Source organism: Streptococcus sp. Marseille-Q6379 (assembly GCF_965119505.1).
Genome location: NZ_CBCPLV010000002.1, coordinates 442,929 through 461,850, shown reverse-complemented (window position 1 = coordinate 461,850; position 18,922 = coordinate 442,929). Strand labels below are relative to the sequence as shown.

The following is an 18,922-nucleotide window of genomic DNA, read 5'->3' as shown; positions in this document are numbered from 1 at the left end:
ATATAACTCAGTTTTCAATTCCCTTAAAAATAGGAGTGGTCAAGTAAAATTATGAAAAAGTGAGTTAAAGTTATTGATATAGAAAAGGGACTAAACCACTCCCGAGACGTTAATGATTTTTTGTAGCTTTAAATGAAACTTGAAGATTATGCCTTGACGTTAATCATCCAATGGCACTCTATCTAATATAAGTATACAACTTTGAGTTTAGATGTCCCAAAATAAGACTCTATGGATTCTTATCTGTATTGTGATTGGCGACTATTCTTGTCAATAAAAATTTAGGAGGTTGTTGATTTCACTGAGACTATAGTAATGTTCTATGAAAACGTGTACAATAGCAATTAGAGAATAAAACATAGATTGGAGTAGATTGATGACACCATCTTTTGAAGACTTCACAGAAAAAGCAGAAGCATTCTTAGAAGAACATATTACAGAGTATCTCAGTGTGGACATGGCTCTTGAAGATTTTGCAAGACAATACAACCAAGGGCTTTTTGATGAGATTACTTCCCCTGATTCAAAGCAGGAGAGAGCCTGGAAACTTATTGAAGAGGCTTATCATTATTATGAGGACGATCCTTCAAGAAGTCAGGAATTTTTGACAGAGGCTTTAAAACTAGATCCTGAAAATCTTGATGCTAAACAAATGCTCTTAACTTTTCAAAGTCCACTTGAACATCTAAAAGGCTTAATTGCTTTAGAAAAAGAGCAAAGGTCCAAGTGGGAGCAAGGTCCAAAAATGGGCTGGGCTAATCTTGACGAGCGTCCTTATTTGTCTTTGAAGTATAATCTTGCTAAATTTTATTTAAGCAACAGTATGAAGCGGTTTGCTATTAAGGAATTTGAAGAGATTCTAGAGATAGATGTTCAAGATCACATGGGAGTCTGTTACGAATTGATGGCTACCTATTGCAATCTGGAGGACTATGATAAGGCTAAAAACTTTTTCGAATGTGAGCAAATGGAATATCACGAAGAAGATTTGATGATAGTACCAATGATGACGGTCTCTCTAATGACGGGACATATTGAGGATGCGGATTTCTATTTTGATCTTCTCTATGCAAAAAATCCAGAGTTCGAAAATTATTTAAAAATGATTGAACAAGGTGATGAAGAGCGTCTAGTTGCCGAAACGCTTAAAGTCAACCCTGTCTTATTTGAAGCCAATAGTATGCAAAGTCTTTTGATGGTTTTTAATCAAGTCGTTGATCTGTCCCAGTCAGAATATTATTTTACTTGGTTAATCGAAAAATATCGTGCAAAACGTCCACAAAGACATGTTGCGAAAAAGAAAAATCCAGGATTGCACAAACTAATTAGAGAATTGGAAAAAAGTATAGAACCAAGCAAAGCCCTCCAAGGACTTTCAATAAGTGTGGAGCGTATACTTCGTCAACATAGCTTAATAGAATTTAAAGATTTTAAAAAGAAAACGGAAGAGGAAGTAGCAGCGATTAGAGGAGTTGGAAAGGTGAGCATGGAAATCCTTAAAGAAAATGGTGTTGTCTTTAAAAAGAAGCGGAAAAAGAAGTAAGGAACTATTTATCAAACAAGTCATAGCAAATCTTTGCAATTTTATCTTATATCCTTTAAGATAATTCTGTTACAACTTGAAAAGGAGAACAGGATGGAAACATATACACTTTCAAATGGCGTTACGATTCCTAAAATTGGTTTTGGGACTTGGCAGATTCCGGAAGGGGAAGAAGCTTATAACAGCGTTAGTTTCGCACTTAAGGCGGGTTACACACATATTGATACGGCGCAAATCTACGGTAACGAGGTTTCTGTAGGTAAGGCGATTGTAGATAGTGATGTGGCGCGTGAGGATATTTTCCTAACGACTAAACTCTGGAATGACAAGCACGATTACGATTTGGCTAAGGCCTCTATCGACGAGTCTCTTGAAAGACTAGGTGTGGATTATTTGGATCTTTTGCTCATCCACTGGCCTAATCCAAAGGCTCTTCGAGAGAATGATGCTTGGAAGGTTGGCAATGCAGGTGCTTGGAAGGCAATGGAAGAAGCCTACAAAGATGGTAAGGTGCGTGCTATCGGTGTGTCTAACTTTATGCAGCATCACCTTGATGCTCTCCTTGAAACGGCTGAAATTGTGCCACATGTCAATCAAATTCTTTTGGCTCCAGGTTGTGCCCAAGAAGATTTGGTTGCCTATTGCCAAGAGCGTGATATTCTTCTTGAAGCCTATAGCCCACTAGGTACTGGTAGCATTTTTGGAAATGAAGACGTAGAAGCAGTGGCTGAACGTAACGGAAAATCTGTTGCTCAAGTTGCCTTACGTTGGAGCCTTCAAAAAGGTTTCTTGCCACTACCTAAGTCAGTGACAGCAAAAAATATCGAAGCCAACTTGGATATCTTTGACTTTGATTTGTCAGAGGAAGATATGGCAGTATTGGATAAGATTCAAGGCATTAAAACTCAGGATGATCCTGATTCAGTTAACTTTTAATAGGACTGCAAGCAACTCGTAAGGGTTGCTTTTTCTATTGTTTTACGAATAAAAGTATGAACCTATTATCAAAATTGACAAAAAGGAGGAGTGGTAATACAATGGTGTTACAAAAGAGAACGAGGTTAAGGATATGACAACAATTACATTGAAGGTTTCAGAAGCAGATAAGAAGTTCATGCAGGCCATTGCGAAATTTGAAGGGGTATCCTTGTCAGAATTAATTCGTACCAAAACTTTAGAAGCCATTGAGGATGAATATGACGCTAGAGTAGCCGATTTGGCTTTGGTAGAATATGAAGACTATCTTGAAAATGGTGGGGAGGTGCTAAATTGGGATGACCTATAAGATAGTACCCACCCCTATATTTGCCAAAAATTTAAAAAAGTTGGATCCTTTCGTCAGAAAACAAATTAAGGCTTATCTCAATCGTGTCACAGATAATCCAAGAGCCAAGGGTAAGGCCTTGGTTGCCAATCGCACTGGACAATGGCGCTATCGTATTGGTGCCTATCGTGTTATTGTCAATATTCAGGACAATGAACTAATCATACTTGCCCTCGAAGTCGGTCATAGACGTGATATCTATTAGTATCAAGACTTATAATATCCCAGATTCCGTTAATTTTTAATAGGATAGAAGCAACTCGTGAGGGTTGCTTTTTTCTACTGTGTGTGCCCGAATTTGCTATAATAAGGCTATCATATCAATTACTATTAGAAGGGAAGTTATGCTATGGAATCGCGGAACCTTCTTCCTCAAAATACGCGTCTGATGGCTAATTTGTTGAGTTTCTCGGGAGGGGCTTTGGATGTCTTTTGTCATATGTACTATCATAGTTTGGTTGCTACACAGACTGGGAATATCCTTCTCTTGGTCGCTGACTGGCGAAACAGTAGTATGTACTATAACTTGTTGCGTTGCTTTTCAATCTTATTCTTTTCTTTAGGCTTTCTTTTTGGTATGTGGTTTAAAGACCAGCGTAAGAATGCCTATTGGCGAGTTTATGGTCTTCTTCCACTTTGTGTGATGACAGCTATCCTGCCTTTTCTACCTTCAAATGCCTTGATTGAGCTCCCGATTATCGCTTTTTCTGCAGGTATCATGATGAAGACTTTTACTGGCAGTCAGATTGAGAATCATCCCTTCGTGATATTTATGACCTCAGGAAATTATCGAAGGATGTTAACGGCCCTCTATTATGCCATTCAGGGAAGTGGTGATCAGAGAGAATATCGTCGTCAGGCTGTCAATTATAGCTTTATCGTAGGGAGCTTTGTCGTTGGCGCTATCGTCTCAGCCGTTCTGATGCATTTTGTACACCTTAAGTCAATCTGGGTAATCACACTCAGTCTTATTATCATCATGGTTTACTATTCATCTGAAGTGAAACGGCTAGGGCTCAAGGAAACTAATCTTTAGTCGTCTGTAGCAAATATTTTTGATAACAATTGTCTTATGTTATAATTTTGATTATATTATTTTCATTTAATCAAAAAAAGGAGACATAAGATGCCTGTAGTATGCAATGATTTTTCAGATATCGTTTATAATCGTCGTTCCATTCGTAACTTTGATCCATCTGTTAAGATTCCGCGAGAAGAACTGTTGGAAATCCTAGATAAGACTGTTACAGCACCATCATCAGTCAACATGCAACCTTGGCGTTTTGTTGTTGTTGAGAGCGAAGAGGGCAAGGAAAAATTGACACCTTTCGTCAGCTACAATGTTGTGCAAAATGAAACATCATCAGCCATGGTCCTTATTTTTGCCGATTTGAAGAGCCAAGAAAGAGCTGAAGATATCTACGGTAAGGCTGTTGCTCAAGGAAAAATGCCTGAAGAAGTCAAAGAAAAACAACTGTCAAGCATTGTACCAATGTATGAAAATGCTCCTCGAGAAATGATGAATGAAATTGTCCACATTGATGCTAGCCTTGCTGCTATGCAGTTGATGTTGGTCGCTCGTTCTTATGGTTACGATACTAATGCCATTGGTGGCTATAAAAAAGAAGGTCTCGCCAAAGCCTTTGGACTTGATGAAGACCGTCATGTACCAGTTTTGCTCATTGCTCTTGGGAAAGCCAATGAAGAAGGCTTTGAGTCTGTTCGTTTGGACGCCTCTGATGTGGCAACTTTTGCTTAATAAATAATCGACCATAGGTCTCGGAAGTGGAGACTTATGGTTTTTGTTTTGTCTTTTTTGATTTAATTAATAGTGATTCACCTTGTTATTAAATGAGCTTTTTGTTAAGATGAAAGAAAAAGTGAGCGTATACAATTGGTAGCACCGTTGGAGGATTATGACATGGCACGTATTTTACAGATTGAGGACAATGAGGATATCCAGAATATTCTTTTTAACTTGTTTTCTGAAGAACATGATATTATCCAAGCCTACTCTGGGACCGAAGGAGAGCTTTTGTTTCAAAGTCAAGAGATTGATTTGGTTCTCCTAGATATCATGTTACCAGGTAAGGGTGGCGAAGAGGTGCTTAAGTTTATCAGGCAAAGAAGCGCGGTACCTGTCATTATGTTGACAGCCTTGGGTGATAAGCACTTGATTAGTCAGTACTTACTTGATGGTGCAAATGATTATATTGTGAAGCCTTTTGATCTTGAAGAAGTTTATGCGCGTGTCTCCGTTCAACTACGTGAACACAATCATCCGAGTAGTACGACCGATAACATTTATCAAGTCAAAAATATCACGATAAATCCAGACAGTTTTGAAGTCTCTTGCCAGGGAAAAGTCATTCGTTTGGGTAAGAAAGAGTTTCAAATCTTCCACACACTCCTAGAAAATCCAAAGAAAATTTTTACTAAAGAGGACCTTTACGAGACGGTTTGGGGAGCTCCCTATCTATCAGGTGATAATACATTGAATGCACAGTTGAGTAATTTACGAAAGAAACTAGCCCAAGTGGATGGGAGTACGGAGTATATCGAAACGATTTGGGGCTTAGGTGTGCGACTTAAAGGAGACGACTGATGGAAGGTCTACTCATTCTATTAACATTACTCCTTTTGGGAGTGACTACCTATCTCGCCCGTTACTATTTGGCTATAAAATCTCTCTCAAAGCAGATTGAAGAAAAGCTAGTTGAAGAAAGCCATAGAAGGATTACTCTGAAAAATCAGCCAAAATCTTTAGTTACCCTAACGAATCAGGTTGAGTCTCTCTTTAACCAAGTTGAAAAGACTAATCTTGTCGCTCTTCAAGAAAAGAAAACCATGGACATGGCTATCAGTAACATTGCCCATGATATCCGAACGCCACTGACAGTAGCCAGCGGCTATGCTCAGCAAAGTCTTCGCAGTAGTAGTGAAGATGACATGGCTATGGAGAAGATTTCTAAAAATCTACTGACTGTTTCAAAGCGTTTGGAAGCCTTGTTGGAATATCGACGATTAACAGAGGGTGCCATCCAACCACAATTTCAAGATCTGGACTTTTCTCAACTTGTAGTTAAGTCTATCTTGCCTTACTATGACATGTTTCAGGAGACAGGGATTGTACTAGATATTCAAGTAGACCCTGAAATCCAATGTGAAATGGACCCTGATATTTTTGACCGCCTATTTCAGAATATTATCAGTAACGTTCTAAAACATGGTAAGACTCAAGCTCGACTGACACTAGAGAAAGTGGAAGATGGCATTTATTTGTCAGTTAGTAATATGGTACAACAGCCGATACAGCATCTGGACCAACTAACGACCCGCTTTTATTCTGAAAACTTGTCAGACACCGAAGATTCCTCTGGACTAGGACTTTATATCACCGAACACTTAGTTCAAGTCTTAGAGGGTGAGTTGCATCTGGCCTATGAGAATGAATGGTTTTATTTAACTGTGAGATTATAATAACTAAAATTAGAAGTAGTTATATCTAAACAAAATCACCAAGTGGTTTTACAATTCCTTCAAATTGTCATGTGACTTTTAATTGAGTTAGTTTTCGCTATCATAATCAAAATAAACTTAATATTCATTATTCATAACTAATATGTGTATTCAACAAATATCTATTTTCCGAACAGATGCAGAGCTCCCTATCTTAATAGAAAATGTTATCGCATGGATCGTATGATATAATTTAATCTGTAAAAGTATTAATTTTTATAAAAGATATTTTGGGGGACAAACTAATGACTGATAAAGAAAAATCAATTTATCGTGATATTATACATTTACTAACTGACAATACAACCGTTCACGAAAATTTAGAACAATGTCTTGAATCTCCAAAGGGTTATCTTATTTCTAACTTTGACCGTTTTGATGAGCGTGGTATAGATGAAGATGATAACGAACACGATATCGTTTGGATTGCTATTGTGGATGAACTATTAGAGACTGGAAAGGTTGTTGAGTTAGACTGTAGAGTCGAACTGGAGGATTTTCTATATGCCTTTCAACCTTTAGTTGATGCAGCAGGTCTGGAACTCTCAGATGAATGGTTTGATGAGGATGAAATTGTTCCTCAATGGTGCAATATCCTAGATAAAAAATGGTTATCTGAGGATGCCTATGTTGCAGGAATAGACATTGATAGCGACAGTTATGTCATTTTTCCTAGCCAAAGAGAGACTTTAAAGAAATTGGTATTGCTCGGAAAACAACTCAACCACAGATTTGATTTAGCAAAAAATCTTTGATTCTATTTGCAATCAGTGATAGAATGAAGATGTTGAGAGGATATCGTAGGACGACTGGTAACAGAGCGTTCAAAGGTACCAGTTTCTGGTACGGGTGCGGTGCTACCTTCAGCTTCGGACTGTAAAGAACCCTTACTGACATTGGTCCTCTTTTTTAGTTGTCGTCAACTTTTGTTGGTGACTTTTTTATATTTTAAACTTTGCAAGCAATTATAAATGTAAATCAACTCTCGTAAATAAAATAGATATCTTCAAAGTAAATAAACATTTCTACATCAAAAATATGATTTGTATTGCTCCTTCGAAGCGAAACGGATTTGAAGTCACATAAGAAAAATAACATCGCTTTCGCACGATGTTATTTTTGTTTTCACAAATCTTGTTTTTCAAAGGTAATTAAGCCCAAAGCTGTGAATGCTAAGATAAATCCTACTGCCACGATCGCAGTATTTTGAATGATAGTTTTATCTGCGGTCAGGGCGTAATTAAAGTTGAGTGACAAGTATTTCAAAATTTCTACTTTAGGGAAGATTGCTGCTGGTACGGTTAAAGCTACCAAACCAAGGGTGTAAGTCACAAAGGTTGTCACGATGGAATGTGTGAGGTAGAGGGCAACAGTTGTCAGACTTACCCAAGCCAAATTACACAAGAATTGGAGAAGGAAGGTCAAGGCAAAGTTTCTAACAAAGTGGTCAGGTACAGTTCCAAGACCATGGCAAAGTGTACCAAGGACGAAGGCAAGACCGTAAGACAAGAGGAGTTGTCCTAAAGTAATCGCTACAATGACTGTTGCCTTGGCAAAGAAGAATCCGCTCCGTGAAATACCAGAGGTGAGATTATTCTTATATAGCTTTTGCGCTAGGTCAACGCCCAATATAATAGAGACTACAATCAAAGTGAAGAGGACTGTCATAGAGATACTACTAGAATAATTAATCAGTGATCCGACACCAGTCCATGAAGAGGCGCTTCGAACGGCTTGTTTTGCCCCAGTTTCTACGCCTACATGCCCTGTACCTCCCAATAGGACACCAGAAATAATGTTTAGGGCTAGGATAATTTCAGAAATCCAAAATCCTTTAGATCGGAAGAGTCGATAGAAATCGGCGTGAATAGTGTGTAACATGGCTCTACCTCCTTTCTGAATCAACCAGTTGTGTGAAGTAGTTTTCTAAGTCTTGGCGTTTGTAGTAAATTTCATCAATATCGACTTCCTGTTTAACCAGCTCTTTGACAATTGCTTTAATCACATGGGATTTATCGAAAATATGAATTTCATTGTCGCTGTTAACAACTTTGAAGTGTTGATGGAGTTGGTCTTGGAGAATGCGACTAGCCAGGGCTAATTGATTTGTCTTAAGAACGATATAGTCTTCGCTGAGATGTTCGAATTCGTCCTTAGTGATTTCACGGATGATGTGACCGTGATCAATAATGCCAAAGCGGGTTGAAACTTGATAGAGTTCAGACAAGATATGGCTAGAGATGAGAACTGTCATACCTTGCTCTTCGCTCAATTTTTTAATCATTTGGCGGAATTCTTTGATAGCAACTGGGTCGAGACCATTAATCGGTTCATCTAAAATAAGTAGGTCTGGTTTTGCAATCAGTGCAATAGCGATACCTAGACGTTGCTTCATACCCAGTGAGAAACTCCGAAATTTTTTCTTGCCAGTGTGTCCAAGTCCAACTGTATCAAGGATTTCATCAATGACCTTGTCAGGATTTGGAACGTGATGAATCTTGCAGTAGTAACGTAGGTTTTGACGTGCATTGAGATGATTCAGGGCAACTGGTGTTTCAATCACAGAACCAACACGTTTCAGTGCGTGAGTCCACTCTGATTTGGAGGTAGAGTGGAAGAGGGAAACACTGCCTTGGCTAGGGCGGATGAGTTTAGTGATGACTTTAATCAGTGTTGTCTTCCCTGCCCCGTTTCTTCCGATAAGGCCATAGACCTCACCCTTTTCTAAGGTCAGGTTTACATTGTCGAGTGCTAGGTGTTGGCCGTAACGTTTAGTCAGATGTCTGACCTCAAGTACCTTTTTCATGATAAGCCTCCTTTTGCTTATTTGATACCGCTTTCTTTTCATCTTTATTGTAGTATAAAGTCATTAAATAAACATCAAGAAATTCTCAAATATTTCTTAAATTTTTCAAGAAATCATGAAAATGGTGGTGACTAAATTCTGATAGTGTGTGCTTTAACTCACGATTAAGGTAAGGCCTCTCTCTTTGTGTTATAATGAAGAAAAATGTTGAATGTAAAGTTTATTTTGCCTTTTACTAGGAGTCTTTTATGACAAACTATTTGGTCCAGAGGTTTCTCTGGTTTCGTGAGCGAGGCTTCGTCCAAATTACGCAGAAAACCTTGGTTTCGCTCTTTCCCTTTTTCCTATTTTCAGGAATTATTCGGGTGATTTCGCTATCTGTCTTTTCGGAGCTTGGTTATATTAACCAATTGTTTTCAGTTTCTGACTGGTTACCGGCCTTTAAGATAACTGGGCAGGTGCTCATTAATCTTTCCAACTTTCTTGGTGGCTTAGCCGGGCCCTTATCAACCTACTTTGCAGGAAAATACACAGCTGGTCACTATGGTAGAAGTACTGGTACAGCTGGTGTGACATCCCTTTTGGTTAGCTTAATTATAGGATCGCAGGAGTTGTTGCTGTCACCGCTAAACGATGGTGTTTTGACTCGTATCAATTTACCGGCTTCAATCAACATTATGTTGGCTATCTTTGTGGGCTATCTGGTTGGCCAGATTTTTCGCTTTTCAAGAGCTAGTGATGATCAGATTGTGGACAAGGACTATATTTATCAACCAAAGACCGTCCGTCCCATTTTTTTGTCACTCATTTTAGCTATTGGACTTAACATTCTCTTTGTGATTGGAGAGCAAGATAATGTTTTTCTGACGATTAGGCAGGTTACCTCTACCTTTACTGTAACTGATAATCACCTGTTCTCAACCTTTATGATGGGACTTTTGAACACTTTTTCTGCTTGGATTGGAAATAGTCAGGCTTTTGCCCTAAATTCAATTGCCGAGGATAGTTTTGCCTTGGAAAATTTGACCTATGCTGTTTCCCATCATACGACGACTGGGCTTCCCCACCTTTACACACTAACAAATCTTTATCATAGTTATGGCTTGGTTGCTGGCATTGGCTCAGGGCTAGCCCTCTTGGTGGCTCTGCTTTTAGCATCAACCAGTTATAAGGATAAGAAGGTGAGTCTTCTAAGTGTCTTTCCTAGTCTCTTTAACAATGGGGCTCCATTTATGGTGGGGATACCAGTCTTGCTTAATTTAGTTTATCTGTTTCCTTTCCTATTGGCACCTATAATCAATATGGGTATTGCTGCGGTGGCCTTGGCTATTCATCTTATGCCAGCTGCGGTTTATCCAGTTCCAGATGGTACACCAAGTCTTCTTTTCGCCTTTATCGGAACTGGGGGTAGTTTACGAGCTCTTGCTGTAAGTCTGCTCTGTTTTGCAGTCGACATTGTTATCTTTATTCCATTTGTGCGTCTGTCTAATAAAGTCCAACACGGTCTAAAAGAGGAAGGAGAGAGCATTGAAACTAAATAAAAAAACTAAGTTGGTCTTTATCCTTGTTGCTTTCTTTCTCATTGGGCTAGCCGTCCCATCCTATAGTTGGACTAGGAAAAATGTCAAGGAAATAGAGACTTTCTATAATTCAAAATTGTCTCCCATTATCATGATTCCAGGGAGCTCCGCTACAGAAAATAGATTCGACGGCCTAGTACGTAAACTCAATCAAGACCGTCGTGGTGTCAAGCATAGCCTTCTCAAAGTCAAGGTCTGGAACAATGGACGGATTACCTTTGAGGGTAAAATCAAGGATAAGGATAATGAGCCAGTCATTGTTATTGGATTTGAGAATAACAAAGATGGCTATAACAATATCAAGAAACAAACCAAGATGATAAATCAGGCATTTGAAGCCTTGCAGAATAAATACAATTTCAATAATTTTAAAGGGTTGGGGCATTCAAATGGTGGCTTGATTTATACGGCTTTTATTGAAAATTATCTTAGCAACTACGATGTCAAGATAAATTCTTTGATGACTATCGGAACACCCTATAATTTCACTGAAACCAATATTAAAAATAAATCGGTCATGCTAGCAGACTTTATAGCTGCTAAGGAGAATATTCCGACTACCCTACATGTCTATTCGGTAGCGGGAACCATCACCTATGATTCGGACGAGCTGGTTCCAGATGGTAGCGTGTCCGCTGGGAAGTATATCTATCAGAATCAGGCAAAAAGTTATACTGAAATCACTGTTACAGGTGAAGATGCCCAACACTCGGATTTACCAACCAATGATGAAGTAGTGGAACTAATCAAACAACATATCGAAGGACAAGGTGTTCGTAAGAAGCAAAAGACCAATCTAGAACCTCAATAGGCTAGAATACTATGTATTATTAGTCTAGTTAGTTATTATCAAATACAAAAGAATAGAGTCTACGATGGCTCTATTTTTTTAGTGTAAGACTAACTCTTTAAGTTGTTGTAACTCCTTGTTTTACAACGTTGGTTTTGTTATAATTGATTGAAAAGAAAAAGATGAATGAGAGGTTCTGATATGCAAATTCCAAGTCGCTTTACCATTGCCGTTCATATTTTGACTCTTATAGCACAAAATAAGGGAAATGAAACTAAGTTAACCAGTGACTTTATGGCTGATAGTGTGGGAGTTAACCCTGTTATTATCCGCAAAACCTTGTCGCAACTAAAGAAAGCAGACTTAATTTCAGTTCAAAGGGGAACAGGTGGAGCTAGCTTGCTCAAGGACCCAGAAGAAATCAACCTTCTTCAGGTTTATCGTGCTGTGGATAGCATCGGCCCAAGTGGTCAACTCTTTAGTTTCCATGACAATCCTAACCCAGCCTGTCCAGTAGGACGAAATATTCATGGAATCTTGGACCAAAGCCTAGAAGACGTTCAAATGGCGATGGAAAAAGAGCTTGAAAAGAAAACACTGGCTGGTATTTTAAAAGATGCCAAGGTAAACTGGAAAGAAGTGGGTGATTGATTGTTTAGTCAGTAAACGCTAGGAAATCGAAAGCTATTCGGTTTCTTTTTTATTTGCAGGTTGTAATAATTGACGTGACAATAGAAAAAATTATAATGTAATTCATATAATTACAACAAAGGAGAAAAACATATGACATACGACTACAATAGTAAGATTTACCTCGCGGAGACGGTACTCAATGTGAAGGACTTGGTACGCCAGACAGCCTTTTATACACAGGTTATAGGACTTGAAATCCTCTCCCAAACGGAAAAAGAGGTTATCTTGGGAGCTGGAAACAAGCCCTTGGTCCACTTGATTCAAACCAATCGAAAGGAAGTGGTCAAGTCCAGTTACGGTCTTTACCATATGGCGATTTTGTTACCTTCTCGCGAGGATTTGGCAGATGTTTTCAAACATATCGCCGAGCTGGACTATCCTTTTGTCGGTGCAGCTGACCACGGTTATAGTGAAGCCCTTTATTTGGAAGACCTTGAAGGCAATGGTATTGAGCTCTATAGAGACAAGCCTGTTGCTGAATGGGATATTCGTGAGGATGGTCGCATCGTTGGTGTAACAGAAGAACTATCAGCTCAAGAAATTTACGAGATGGGACGCAAGGTTGAGCCTTTTGTGATAGCTAAGGCTACTCGCATGGGGCATATTCATTTATCGGTCAAAGATAGTCAGCTAGCAACGGCTTTCTATCAGGATGTTTTGGAGCTGGCAGATAAGTATACCATTCCAAGTGCTAGTTGGATTGCTTCAGGTGATTACCATCACCACTTGGCTGTCAATGAATGGGGTGGCAAAAACTTAGCCAAACGTGAAAAAGGGATGATTGGTCTTGCCTACTACGTCCTTGAAGTAGAAGACAAAGAAGATTTGATTACCATAGCTGAACGTGCTAAGAATCGTGGAGCAGAGGTCAAATGGTTATCTTCTAATGCGTTAATCTTCGAGGATAATGATGGTATTTTGACACGGGTAAGAAGAAAATATTAATAATTAGTGATTTTTGAGTCGTAACTATTGACATTACATTTGAAAGGTCTATAATGGTTTTTGTAATCAAAGTTATTACAAATAAACTTAACAATTTTAACAATTAACATTCATCACAAAGAAAGAGGGAATAACTATGACCTACTTTACAGACTTACAAACAAAACGCCGTTCTATCTACGCATTAGGAAAAGACCTTGAGCTCTCTAACCAAGAATTGATTGAGACCATTCAAGGGGCTGTTCTTAACACACCGACAGCCTTCAACTCACAAACATCACGTGTGGTAATCTTGCTAGATGAAGAATCAGATGCTTTCTGGAATGAAATCGCTTATTCAGAGCTTGAAAAAGTAACGCCAGCAGAAGCCTTTGAGGCAACAAAAGAACGTTTGGCAGGTTTTGGCCAAGCTAAGGGAACAATCCTCTTCTATGAAGATCAAGATGTAGTGAAAGGCCTTCAAGAGCAATTCCCACTTTACGCTGAAAACTTCCCAATTTGGTCAGAGCAGGGTCATGGAATCGCCCTTTATGCGACGTGGTTGGCTTTAGCTGAGAAGAATATCGGCATGAACGTACAACACTACAACCCACTTGTTGATGCTCAATTGGCTGAAAAATACGACATTCCAGCTAACTGGAAACTCCGTGCTCAAGCGCCATTTGGTCAAATCGTTGCACCAGCAGGAGATAAAGACATCCAAACAGAAGGTCGTTTCAAAGTTTTTGGCGACAAATAATCACTTTAATTTAGTCAGTCAGCTTGGCAGTAGGCTACATACTGACTGAACAAAATCATAATGATAAGACAAAAAAATAGCAGGGTTGAGAAATCTTGTTATTTTTTTATCTTAAAAATAGTAATACCCAAGGAAAGTTATAGCTTGAATTTTAAAACTTCCCTTAGGTGATAGCAAATGTCAGCGGCCTTCTAAGAAGTTCTATGAGTAAAGTTTGAATCCTCGATTTTAAATTTTTAGGCTCGGGCTAAGACAATTTTCCCAATTTCCGAGTATCTGAAACTATTTGGTTTCGGGCGCTTGCGTAACGGCATCTTGCATATCAATTTTTCCAAGTCATTTTTTTGAAGGAGAAGTGCTATAAGATGTTAGAAAAGTTGTGTTATTTATATCATATTTCCAATGATTTTGACAATATTCTTTTTATTTTTGACAAAGATACTTGTCAAAAATAAAAAGAAGCGTTACAATAGTTTTAGACGAAAGAAGGAGAGGTATTCTTATGGGAGCCATATGGATTCTTTTTATCCCTTTTATAGTTATATTTTATGCAAGCTCAGAAAAGAAGATAAAAGGATTGAACAGACGTATCAGACGATTAGAAAAACAAGTGAAAGGAAATAAAGAAATGTCTAGACTTTTAGAAGAATTGAAAGGCCAAACGGCCACTGTTACAGTAGATGGTGTTGGATTTGAGTATGAAATTATAGATATCGATGAAGATTGGGTCAAACTGACTCGTGTGAATCATAAACAACAGAGGGAAACCAAATTAGTCCGCATCGAAGATATTCAAGGTATTCAACTATAAGGGGGCGAAAGCCATGATTTTAAAAAATCGACTGAAAGAGCTGAGGGCGCGTGATGGGCTCAACCAATCCGAGCTAGCTAAGCTAGCAGGGGTTTCGCGCCAGTCCATCAGTCTCTTGGAGCGAGGGGAATATACCCCTTCTGTAATTATTGCCATCACCATCGCCCAGGTTTTTAAAGAGCCTGTGGAAAATGTTTTTAGTCTTGTAGAGGAAGAGGAATGATTATGAAAAAGCAACAACAAGAACGATCTCCACGTTACCGTTTTTGGAGAAATGTAGGGATCATTACAGTTTCTGGTTTGATCGGAGGAGTCATCGGAGTTTTGACAGGCATGTTTGGATCGAAAACAAGTATTGAATTGCAAAATCTTTTTGATAAAGAGGACTTGTATGTAGGGAGTTTCATTCTTTTTCTAATCATTTTTGCGATTGTATTGTCCTTACTTTTGATGTCACGAAAATCTTATTACAAGATGAGTGAAACAGAAGATGGGAAGGCTTATAGATTTGAAAGTCAGATGAAAAAATGTTACGACTTGGCTACGATTTTCAAAGGGATTCTGCTGATACCTTATATGTTTGTGATTATCTTTTATACTCAACAGTACTCTCTTGATGATAAGATGACAGGAACGTATATGCATATCTTTGGAAGTTACACTATGTTTTATATTTTTGTTAGCCTATTTGCTATGTTTGTTGTGGCTGACCAACTCTATCGTAAGACTTTTAAATTGATTTATGGTATGGAAATCCCTCGCAATGCCAATGCCAAGGAAGTGCGGGAATTTATGATGAGTAGGATGGATGAAGCTGAAAAACAGATTGGCTACGAGGAAAATTTCGAAGTGGTGGTTAAGTTAAGCAATTATATCTTGCCGAGCCTTCTCATTGCTCTCTTAATCATTGGAATTGCCTTCCAGACGGATATCCTCTTGGCTTTGTTGGTCGTATCCATTCTCTATATTTATATCCTTATTTCACAATACAAGATTACCAAACGTTATTATAAAGAGTAAAGGAGTCATTCATGTTAGAAATTAGAAATTTAGAAAAAAGTTTTGGGAATAAGCAGGTCCTCTTTGGAGTGGATTTGACAGCTCAACAAGGGCATATCCTTGGTTTGGTTGGGAAAAATGGGGCTGGGAAAACCACCATTTTCCACAGCATCCTGCGTTTTTTGGACTACAGCGGTGAGATCCGCCTAGATGGCAAAGCGATTACGCAAGAAACTTACAAAGAAATTGGCTATTTGCCGGAAGAGCGTAGTCTCATGCCAAAACTCACGATTTTTGAGCAGGTCCGCTATTTGGCTGCCTTAAAAGGAATGAGCACTGCCGAGGTCAAGGAAAAATTACCGACCTGGATGGGAAAACTCCAAGTAAAAGGAAAATTGACTGATAAAATCAAGAGCCTCTCAAAAGGGAACCAACAGAAGGTTCAACTGATCATCACCTTGATCCATGAGCCTAAATTGATCATTTTAGATGAACCCTTTAGTGGCTTGGATCCGGTCAACACAGAAGTGCTCAAGCAGGTCATCTTTGAAGAAAAAGAGCGTGGGGCCACCATTATCTTTTCTGACCACGTCATGACCAACGTCGAAGAGTTGTGTGATGATATCCTAATGATCCGTGATGGTTCGGTTGTCCTTTCAGGGCCTGTCCAAGAGGTCCGGAATAGCTATGGCAAGACTCGCCTCTTTGTCTCTAACGACTTTAGCAAAGAAGAGCTAGAAGCTCTGCCACACGTGACCAAGGTCAGCATGACCAAGCAAGGAACTTGGAAGTTGATCTTGGATGACGCGTCAGCGGGTCCAGAATTATTTGACCGCTTGACCAAGGGCCACTACCTAGCGACCTTTGACCACCAAGCCCCAACTATTGATGAGATCTTTAAACTTGAATCAGGAGTAGAAGTATGAAACAGATGTTTGTCGTAATGAAAGAAACCTATATCAGACAAGTGAAATCATGGAGTTTTCTCTTCATGGTCTTGGGCCCTTTCATCTTTTTAGGGTTGGGCGTTGGAATCGGTTATCTAACGGATTCTTCTACAGATGCGAAGAATCAGGTGGCCTTGGTGACCGAAGTGCCAGCTGTCAAAGAAAGCCTCAAAGGAACCGATGGCTTGACCTTAGACTACAAAGATGAAGGTGCAGCTAAAAAAGCCATCAAGGATGAAAAAGCCGCTGCTTACCTAACGGTCGATGAAAAAGATGGCCAGCTAGAAGCCACTTATGTGGGCGACCAAGCCATGAAAACAGAATTGAAAACCCTTGTCGCCGCAAAATTAAGCCAAGTTCAACAAGGGATTAATCTAGCGCGTGCCAATCTAAGTAAAGAGCAAGTCACAGCCTTGTCTCAACAGGTCTCTCTCAAAGAAAAAATTGATGAGAAAAAAGAAGGCTTAAAAATGGTGCAGACCATGGTTGCAGGTGGTCTAGGAATGTTGCTTTATATGATTTTGATCTTCTACTCTAGTATCACAGCCCAAGAAGTGGCCAGTGAAAAGGGAACCAAGATCATGGAAGTGGTCTTCTCTAGTATCAAGGCAACCGACTATTTCTTCGCACGCATGCTCGGACTCTTCGGAGTGATCTTTACTCATATTTTTGTCTATGTGATTGGTTTAGTAGCTGTTTGGATCTTTAGAGAAGATATCCCTGTTGTCAAGGATTTTCTCGCTCCAAACTCTCCAATTACCCAGCACCTAGCAGAGTCAATCTCCCTCAATACGGTCTTCTTCATTATCCTTGGGATCTTTATGTATGTGGTGCTCTCTGCCTTCTTAGGCTCCACAGTTGCACGACCTGAAGATTCAGGGAAAGCGATTTCTCCACTAATGATGTTAGTTATCTTTAGCTTCCTTGGGGTAACCACCTTGGGAAGTGCCGGTGATGTCTTCTTATTGAAGATCGGTTCGTACATTCCTTTCTTCTCAACCTTCTTCATGCCTTTCCGTACCATCAATGGTTATGCGACTAGTCTTGAATCTTGGGTTTCCTTAGGAATTGCGGTGCTCTTTACCATCGTGGGAACAGTTCTCACCGCTCGAATCTACGCGAGCTTAATCCTCCAGACCGATGACCTCGGACCATTGAAGACTATCAAACGTGCTCTCAGCTATCGCTAATCAAACAACCTCTCAGTTACAGCTGAGGGGCTTTTATTTCTCAATTGATTTTTGAAACCCTTTTCACTACAATAGAGATACAGAAAAGGAGGCAGAGATGAAGTATATTGATTTTGCTGAAAATGAGCGTTTATCAACCATTGTCCTTGGGATGATGCGGATCAGTCAGATGAGTGAAGATGAGGTGGAGGCATTGGTGGAGGCAGCCTTGTCGATTGGCATTAACACCTTTGATCTGGCAGATATCTATGGCGATGGCCAGTGTGAGGTCTTGCTGGGGAGGGTTCTCAAGCGCCGTCCGGATCTTCGGGACCAGATGTGGATCCAGTCCAAGTGTGGGATTCGCAAAGATGGCTTTACCTATTTTGATTTTTCTAAGGACTATATTTTGGACTCCGTCAATAGCATCCTCGAGCGTCTGCAGATCGAGCGCTTAGATAGTCTCCTCCTTCACCGACCGGATGTCCTCATGGAGCCGGAAGAAGTGGCAGCAGCTTTTGATCACTTGGAGCAAGCGGGCAAGGTCCGTCATTTTGGGGTATCCAATCAAAATCCTATGATGATGGAATTGCTTAAGACGGCTGTCAAACAACCTCTCAAGGTCAACCAGTTGCAGTTGAGTGCCGCCTTTACGCCTAGCTTTGAAGCTGGTTTTCATGTCAATATGGAAGGGTCAAAAGCAGCCGTGAGAGATGGCAGTGTCTTTGAGTATTGTCGCTTATACGATACGGTGATTCAGGCCTGGTCTGTCCTCCAGCATGGCTATTTCAAGGGAAATTTTGTCGGCAATGAAGAGTTTGCGGACCTCAATCACGTCCTCAATGACTTGGCGAAAAAATACCAAGTCACTCCGACAGCTATCGCCCTTGCTTGGGTCCTTCGCTATCCAGGTAAGATGCAGGCAGTCATTGGAACGACCAAGCCACAACATGTCCTTGAAGCAGGGAAAGCAGCAGAAGTTACCCTAACGCGCAAGGAATGGTACCAAATCTACCTAGCTGCAGGAAATGATTTGCCTTAGAATCTTGTTATCAAA

Annotated in this window: 22 protein-coding genes; 20 read left to right on the top strand and 2 right to left on the bottom strand. The window is 39.7% G+C overall.

The features are described from left to right. Nucleotides 1-376 precede the first annotated feature (376 nt). The 9 genes from ACWPVZ_RS08885 to ACWPVZ_RS08845 all read left to right on the top strand — a co-directional run bounded on the left by ACWPVZ_RS08885 (nt 377) and on the right by ACWPVZ_RS08845 (nt 7,141). Complete coding sequence (locus tag ACWPVZ_RS08885) at nt 377-1,543, top strand: hypothetical protein (protein ID WP_236652951.1); 1,167 nt, start codon at nt 377-379, stop codon at nt 1,541-1,543. 93 nt (nt 1,544-1,636) lie between these two features. After that, nucleotides 1,637-2,479 carry an aldo/keto reductase gene (locus ACWPVZ_RS08880; RefSeq protein WP_201709621.1) on the top strand — a complete coding sequence of 281 codons (843 nt, stop codon included), beginning with the start codon at nt 1,637-1,639 and terminating at the stop codon, nt 2,477-2,479. A 133-nt stretch (nt 2,480-2,612) separates the two neighbouring features. After that, the gene (gene relB / locus ACWPVZ_RS08875) at nt 2,613-2,828 is read left to right on the top strand and encodes a type II toxin-antitoxin system RelB family antitoxin (protein ID WP_070438100.1); all 216 of its coding nucleotides are present in this window, start codon (nt 2,613-2,615) and stop codon (nt 2,826-2,828) included. Further along, nucleotides 2,818-3,072: a type II toxin-antitoxin system RelE family toxin gene (locus ACWPVZ_RS08870; RefSeq protein ID WP_145517253.1), complete on the top strand. Its 255-nt coding sequence runs from the start codon at nt 2,818-2,820 to the stop codon at nt 3,070-3,072. Before relB ends, ACWPVZ_RS08870 begins: the two co-directional genes overlap by 11 nt. A gap of 144 nt (nt 3,073-3,216) precedes the next feature. Beyond that, nucleotides 3,217-3,903 carry a YoaK family protein gene (locus ACWPVZ_RS08865; protein WP_145517254.1) on the top strand — a complete coding sequence of 229 codons (687 nt, stop codon included), beginning with the start codon at nt 3,217-3,219 and terminating at the stop codon, nt 3,901-3,903. Between the two features lie 90 nt (nt 3,904-3,993). After that, entirely contained in the window at nt 3,994-4,626 is a 633-nt protein-coding gene (locus ACWPVZ_RS08860) for a nitroreductase family protein (protein WP_454381849.1), read from the top strand. A gap of 162 nt (nt 4,627-4,788) precedes the next feature. Continuing rightward, nucleotides 4,789-5,472 carry a response regulator transcription factor gene (locus ACWPVZ_RS08855; protein ID WP_084914365.1) on the top strand — a complete coding sequence of 228 codons (684 nt, stop codon included), beginning with the start codon at nt 4,789-4,791 and terminating at the stop codon, nt 5,470-5,472. Next, entirely contained in the window at nt 5,472-6,347 is an 876-nt protein-coding gene (locus ACWPVZ_RS08850; RefSeq protein ID WP_084914366.1) for a sensor histidine kinase, read from the top strand. The genes ACWPVZ_RS08855 and ACWPVZ_RS08850 overlap by 1 nt, the downstream gene beginning before the upstream one ends. A 284-nt stretch (nt 6,348-6,631) precedes the next feature. Further along, on the top strand, nt 6,632-7,141 hold the full coding sequence (locus ACWPVZ_RS08845) for a DUF6630 family protein (protein WP_084914367.1): 510 nt from the start codon (nt 6,632-6,634) through the stop codon (nt 7,139-7,141). A 370-nt stretch (nt 7,142-7,511) separates the two neighbouring features. Here ACWPVZ_RS08845 and ACWPVZ_RS08840 read toward each other — a convergent pair whose 3' ends face one another. Together ACWPVZ_RS08840 and ACWPVZ_RS08835 are read right to left on the bottom strand one after the other, a co-directional pair. After that, a complete protein-coding gene (locus ACWPVZ_RS08840) occupies nt 7,512-8,267 on the bottom strand; it encodes a hypothetical protein (RefSeq protein WP_073687551.1) in 756 nt (251 codons plus the stop codon). Between the two features lie 4 nt (nt 8,268-8,271). Continuing rightward, on the bottom strand, nt 8,272-9,192 hold the full coding sequence (locus ACWPVZ_RS08835; RefSeq protein ID WP_021151675.1) for an ABC transporter ATP-binding protein: 921 nt from the start codon (nt 9,190-9,192) through the stop codon (nt 8,272-8,274). Nucleotides 9,193-9,440: 248 nt separating this feature from the next. Here ACWPVZ_RS08835 and ACWPVZ_RS08830 point away from each other — a divergent pair, with 248 nt between their 5' ends. From ACWPVZ_RS08830 to ACWPVZ_RS08780, 11 genes are all read left to right on the top strand, one after another. Then, nucleotides 9,441-10,733: a PTS sugar transporter subunit IIC gene (locus tag ACWPVZ_RS08830; protein ID WP_454381848.1), complete on the top strand. Its 1,293-nt coding sequence runs from the start codon at nt 9,441-9,443 to the stop codon at nt 10,731-10,733. Further along, nucleotides 10,720-11,583 carry an alpha/beta hydrolase gene (locus tag ACWPVZ_RS08825; RefSeq protein WP_454381847.1) on the top strand — a complete coding sequence of 288 codons (864 nt, stop codon included), beginning with the start codon at nt 10,720-10,722 and terminating at the stop codon, nt 11,581-11,583. The genes ACWPVZ_RS08830 and ACWPVZ_RS08825 overlap by 14 nt, the downstream gene beginning before the upstream one ends. A 180-nt stretch (nt 11,584-11,763) precedes the next feature. Further along, nucleotides 11,764-12,213: an Rrf2 family transcriptional regulator gene (locus ACWPVZ_RS08820; RefSeq protein WP_073687547.1), complete on the top strand. Its 450-nt coding sequence runs from the start codon at nt 11,764-11,766 to the stop codon at nt 12,211-12,213. A 132-nt stretch (nt 12,214-12,345) separates the two neighbouring features. Next, nucleotides 12,346-13,200, top strand: a complete 855-nt coding sequence (locus tag ACWPVZ_RS08815) for a VOC family protein (RefSeq protein WP_454381846.1) — start codon at nt 12,346-12,348, stop codon at nt 13,198-13,200. A 136-nt stretch (nt 13,201-13,336) separates the two neighbouring features. Next, nucleotides 13,337-13,939: a nitroreductase family protein gene (locus tag ACWPVZ_RS08810; RefSeq protein WP_073687545.1), complete on the top strand. Its 603-nt coding sequence runs from the start codon at nt 13,337-13,339 to the stop codon at nt 13,937-13,939. Between the two features lie 502 nt (nt 13,940-14,441). Further along, nucleotides 14,442-14,750 carry a PH domain-containing protein gene (locus ACWPVZ_RS08805; RefSeq protein ID WP_049553591.1) on the top strand — a complete coding sequence of 103 codons (309 nt, stop codon included), beginning with the start codon at nt 14,442-14,444 and terminating at the stop codon, nt 14,748-14,750. Nucleotides 14,751-14,763: 13 nt separating this feature from the next. Continuing rightward, entirely contained in the window at nt 14,764-14,973 is a 210-nt protein-coding gene (locus tag ACWPVZ_RS08800; RefSeq protein WP_021143931.1) for a helix-turn-helix transcriptional regulator, read from the top strand. Further along, a complete protein-coding gene (locus ACWPVZ_RS08795; RefSeq protein ID WP_454381845.1) occupies nt 14,970-15,770 on the top strand; it encodes a DUF3169 family protein in 801 nt (266 codons plus the stop codon). Before ACWPVZ_RS08800 ends, ACWPVZ_RS08795 begins: the two co-directional genes overlap by 4 nt. Before the next feature lie 11 nt (nt 15,771-15,781). Further along, the gene (locus tag ACWPVZ_RS08790) at nt 15,782-16,675 is read left to right on the top strand and encodes an ABC transporter ATP-binding protein (RefSeq protein WP_454381844.1); all 894 of its coding nucleotides are present in this window, start codon (nt 15,782-15,784) and stop codon (nt 16,673-16,675) included. After that, the gene (locus tag ACWPVZ_RS08785) at nt 16,672-17,886 is read left to right on the top strand and encodes an ABC transporter permease (protein ID WP_454381843.1); all 1,215 of its coding nucleotides are present in this window, start codon (nt 16,672-16,674) and stop codon (nt 17,884-17,886) included. The genes ACWPVZ_RS08790 and ACWPVZ_RS08785 overlap by 4 nt, the downstream gene beginning before the upstream one ends. Nucleotides 17,887-17,983: 97 nt before the next feature. Then, entirely contained in the window at nt 17,984-18,907 is a 924-nt protein-coding gene (locus ACWPVZ_RS08780; RefSeq protein ID WP_454381842.1) for an aldo/keto reductase, read from the top strand. Nucleotides 18,908-18,922 lie beyond the last annotated feature (15 nt).

Bases quoted from the DNA above. Each gene is read 5' to 3' on its own strand.
- ACWPVZ_RS08885 (WP_236652951.1), top strand. From the start codon at position 377: ATGACACCATCTTTTGAAGACTTCACAGAAAAAGCAGAAGCATTCTTA.
- ACWPVZ_RS08880 (WP_201709621.1), top strand. From the start codon at position 1,637: ATGGAAACATATACACTTTCAAATGGCGTTACGATTCCTAAAATTGGT.
- relB (WP_070438100.1), top strand. From the start codon at position 2,613: ATGACAACAATTACATTGAAGGTTTCAGAAGCAGATAAGAAGTTCATG.
- ACWPVZ_RS08870 (WP_145517253.1), top strand. From the start codon at position 2,818: ATGACCTATAAGATAGTACCCACCCCTATATTTGCCAAAAATTTAAAA.
- ACWPVZ_RS08865 (WP_145517254.1), top strand. From the start codon at position 3,217: ATGGAATCGCGGAACCTTCTTCCTCAAAATACGCGTCTGATGGCTAAT.
- ACWPVZ_RS08860 (WP_454381849.1), top strand. From the start codon at position 3,994: ATGCCTGTAGTATGCAATGATTTTTCAGATATCGTTTATAATCGTCGT.
- ACWPVZ_RS08855 (WP_084914365.1), top strand. From the start codon at position 4,789: ATGGCACGTATTTTACAGATTGAGGACAATGAGGATATCCAGAATATT.
- ACWPVZ_RS08850 (WP_084914366.1), top strand. From the start codon at position 5,472: ATGGAAGGTCTACTCATTCTATTAACATTACTCCTTTTGGGAGTGACT.
- ACWPVZ_RS08845 (WP_084914367.1), top strand. From the start codon at position 6,632: ATGACTGATAAAGAAAAATCAATTTATCGTGATATTATACATTTACTA.
- ACWPVZ_RS08840 (WP_073687551.1), bottom strand. From the start codon at position 8,267: ATGTTACACACTATTCACGCCGATTTCTATCGACTCTTCCGATCTAAA.
- ACWPVZ_RS08835 (WP_021151675.1), bottom strand. From the start codon at position 9,192: ATGAAAAAGGTACTTGAGGTCAGACATCTGACTAAACGTTACGGCCAA.
- ACWPVZ_RS08830 (WP_454381848.1), top strand. From the start codon at position 9,441: ATGACAAACTATTTGGTCCAGAGGTTTCTCTGGTTTCGTGAGCGAGGC.
- ACWPVZ_RS08820 (WP_073687547.1), top strand. From the start codon at position 11,764: ATGCAAATTCCAAGTCGCTTTACCATTGCCGTTCATATTTTGACTCTT.
- ACWPVZ_RS08815 (WP_454381846.1), top strand. From the start codon at position 12,346: ATGACATACGACTACAATAGTAAGATTTACCTCGCGGAGACGGTACTC.
- ACWPVZ_RS08810 (WP_073687545.1), top strand. From the start codon at position 13,337: ATGACCTACTTTACAGACTTACAAACAAAACGCCGTTCTATCTACGCA.
- ACWPVZ_RS08805 (WP_049553591.1), top strand. From the start codon at position 14,442: ATGGGAGCCATATGGATTCTTTTTATCCCTTTTATAGTTATATTTTAT.
- ACWPVZ_RS08800 (WP_021143931.1), top strand. From the start codon at position 14,764: ATGATTTTAAAAAATCGACTGAAAGAGCTGAGGGCGCGTGATGGGCTC.
- ACWPVZ_RS08795 (WP_454381845.1), top strand. From the start codon at position 14,970: ATGATTATGAAAAAGCAACAACAAGAACGATCTCCACGTTACCGTTTT.
- ACWPVZ_RS08790 (WP_454381844.1), top strand. From the start codon at position 15,782: ATGTTAGAAATTAGAAATTTAGAAAAAAGTTTTGGGAATAAGCAGGTC.
- ACWPVZ_RS08785 (WP_454381843.1), top strand. From the start codon at position 16,672: ATGAAACAGATGTTTGTCGTAATGAAAGAAACCTATATCAGACAAGTG.
- ACWPVZ_RS08780 (WP_454381842.1), top strand. From the start codon at position 17,984: ATGAAGTATATTGATTTTGCTGAAAATGAGCGTTTATCAACCATTGTC.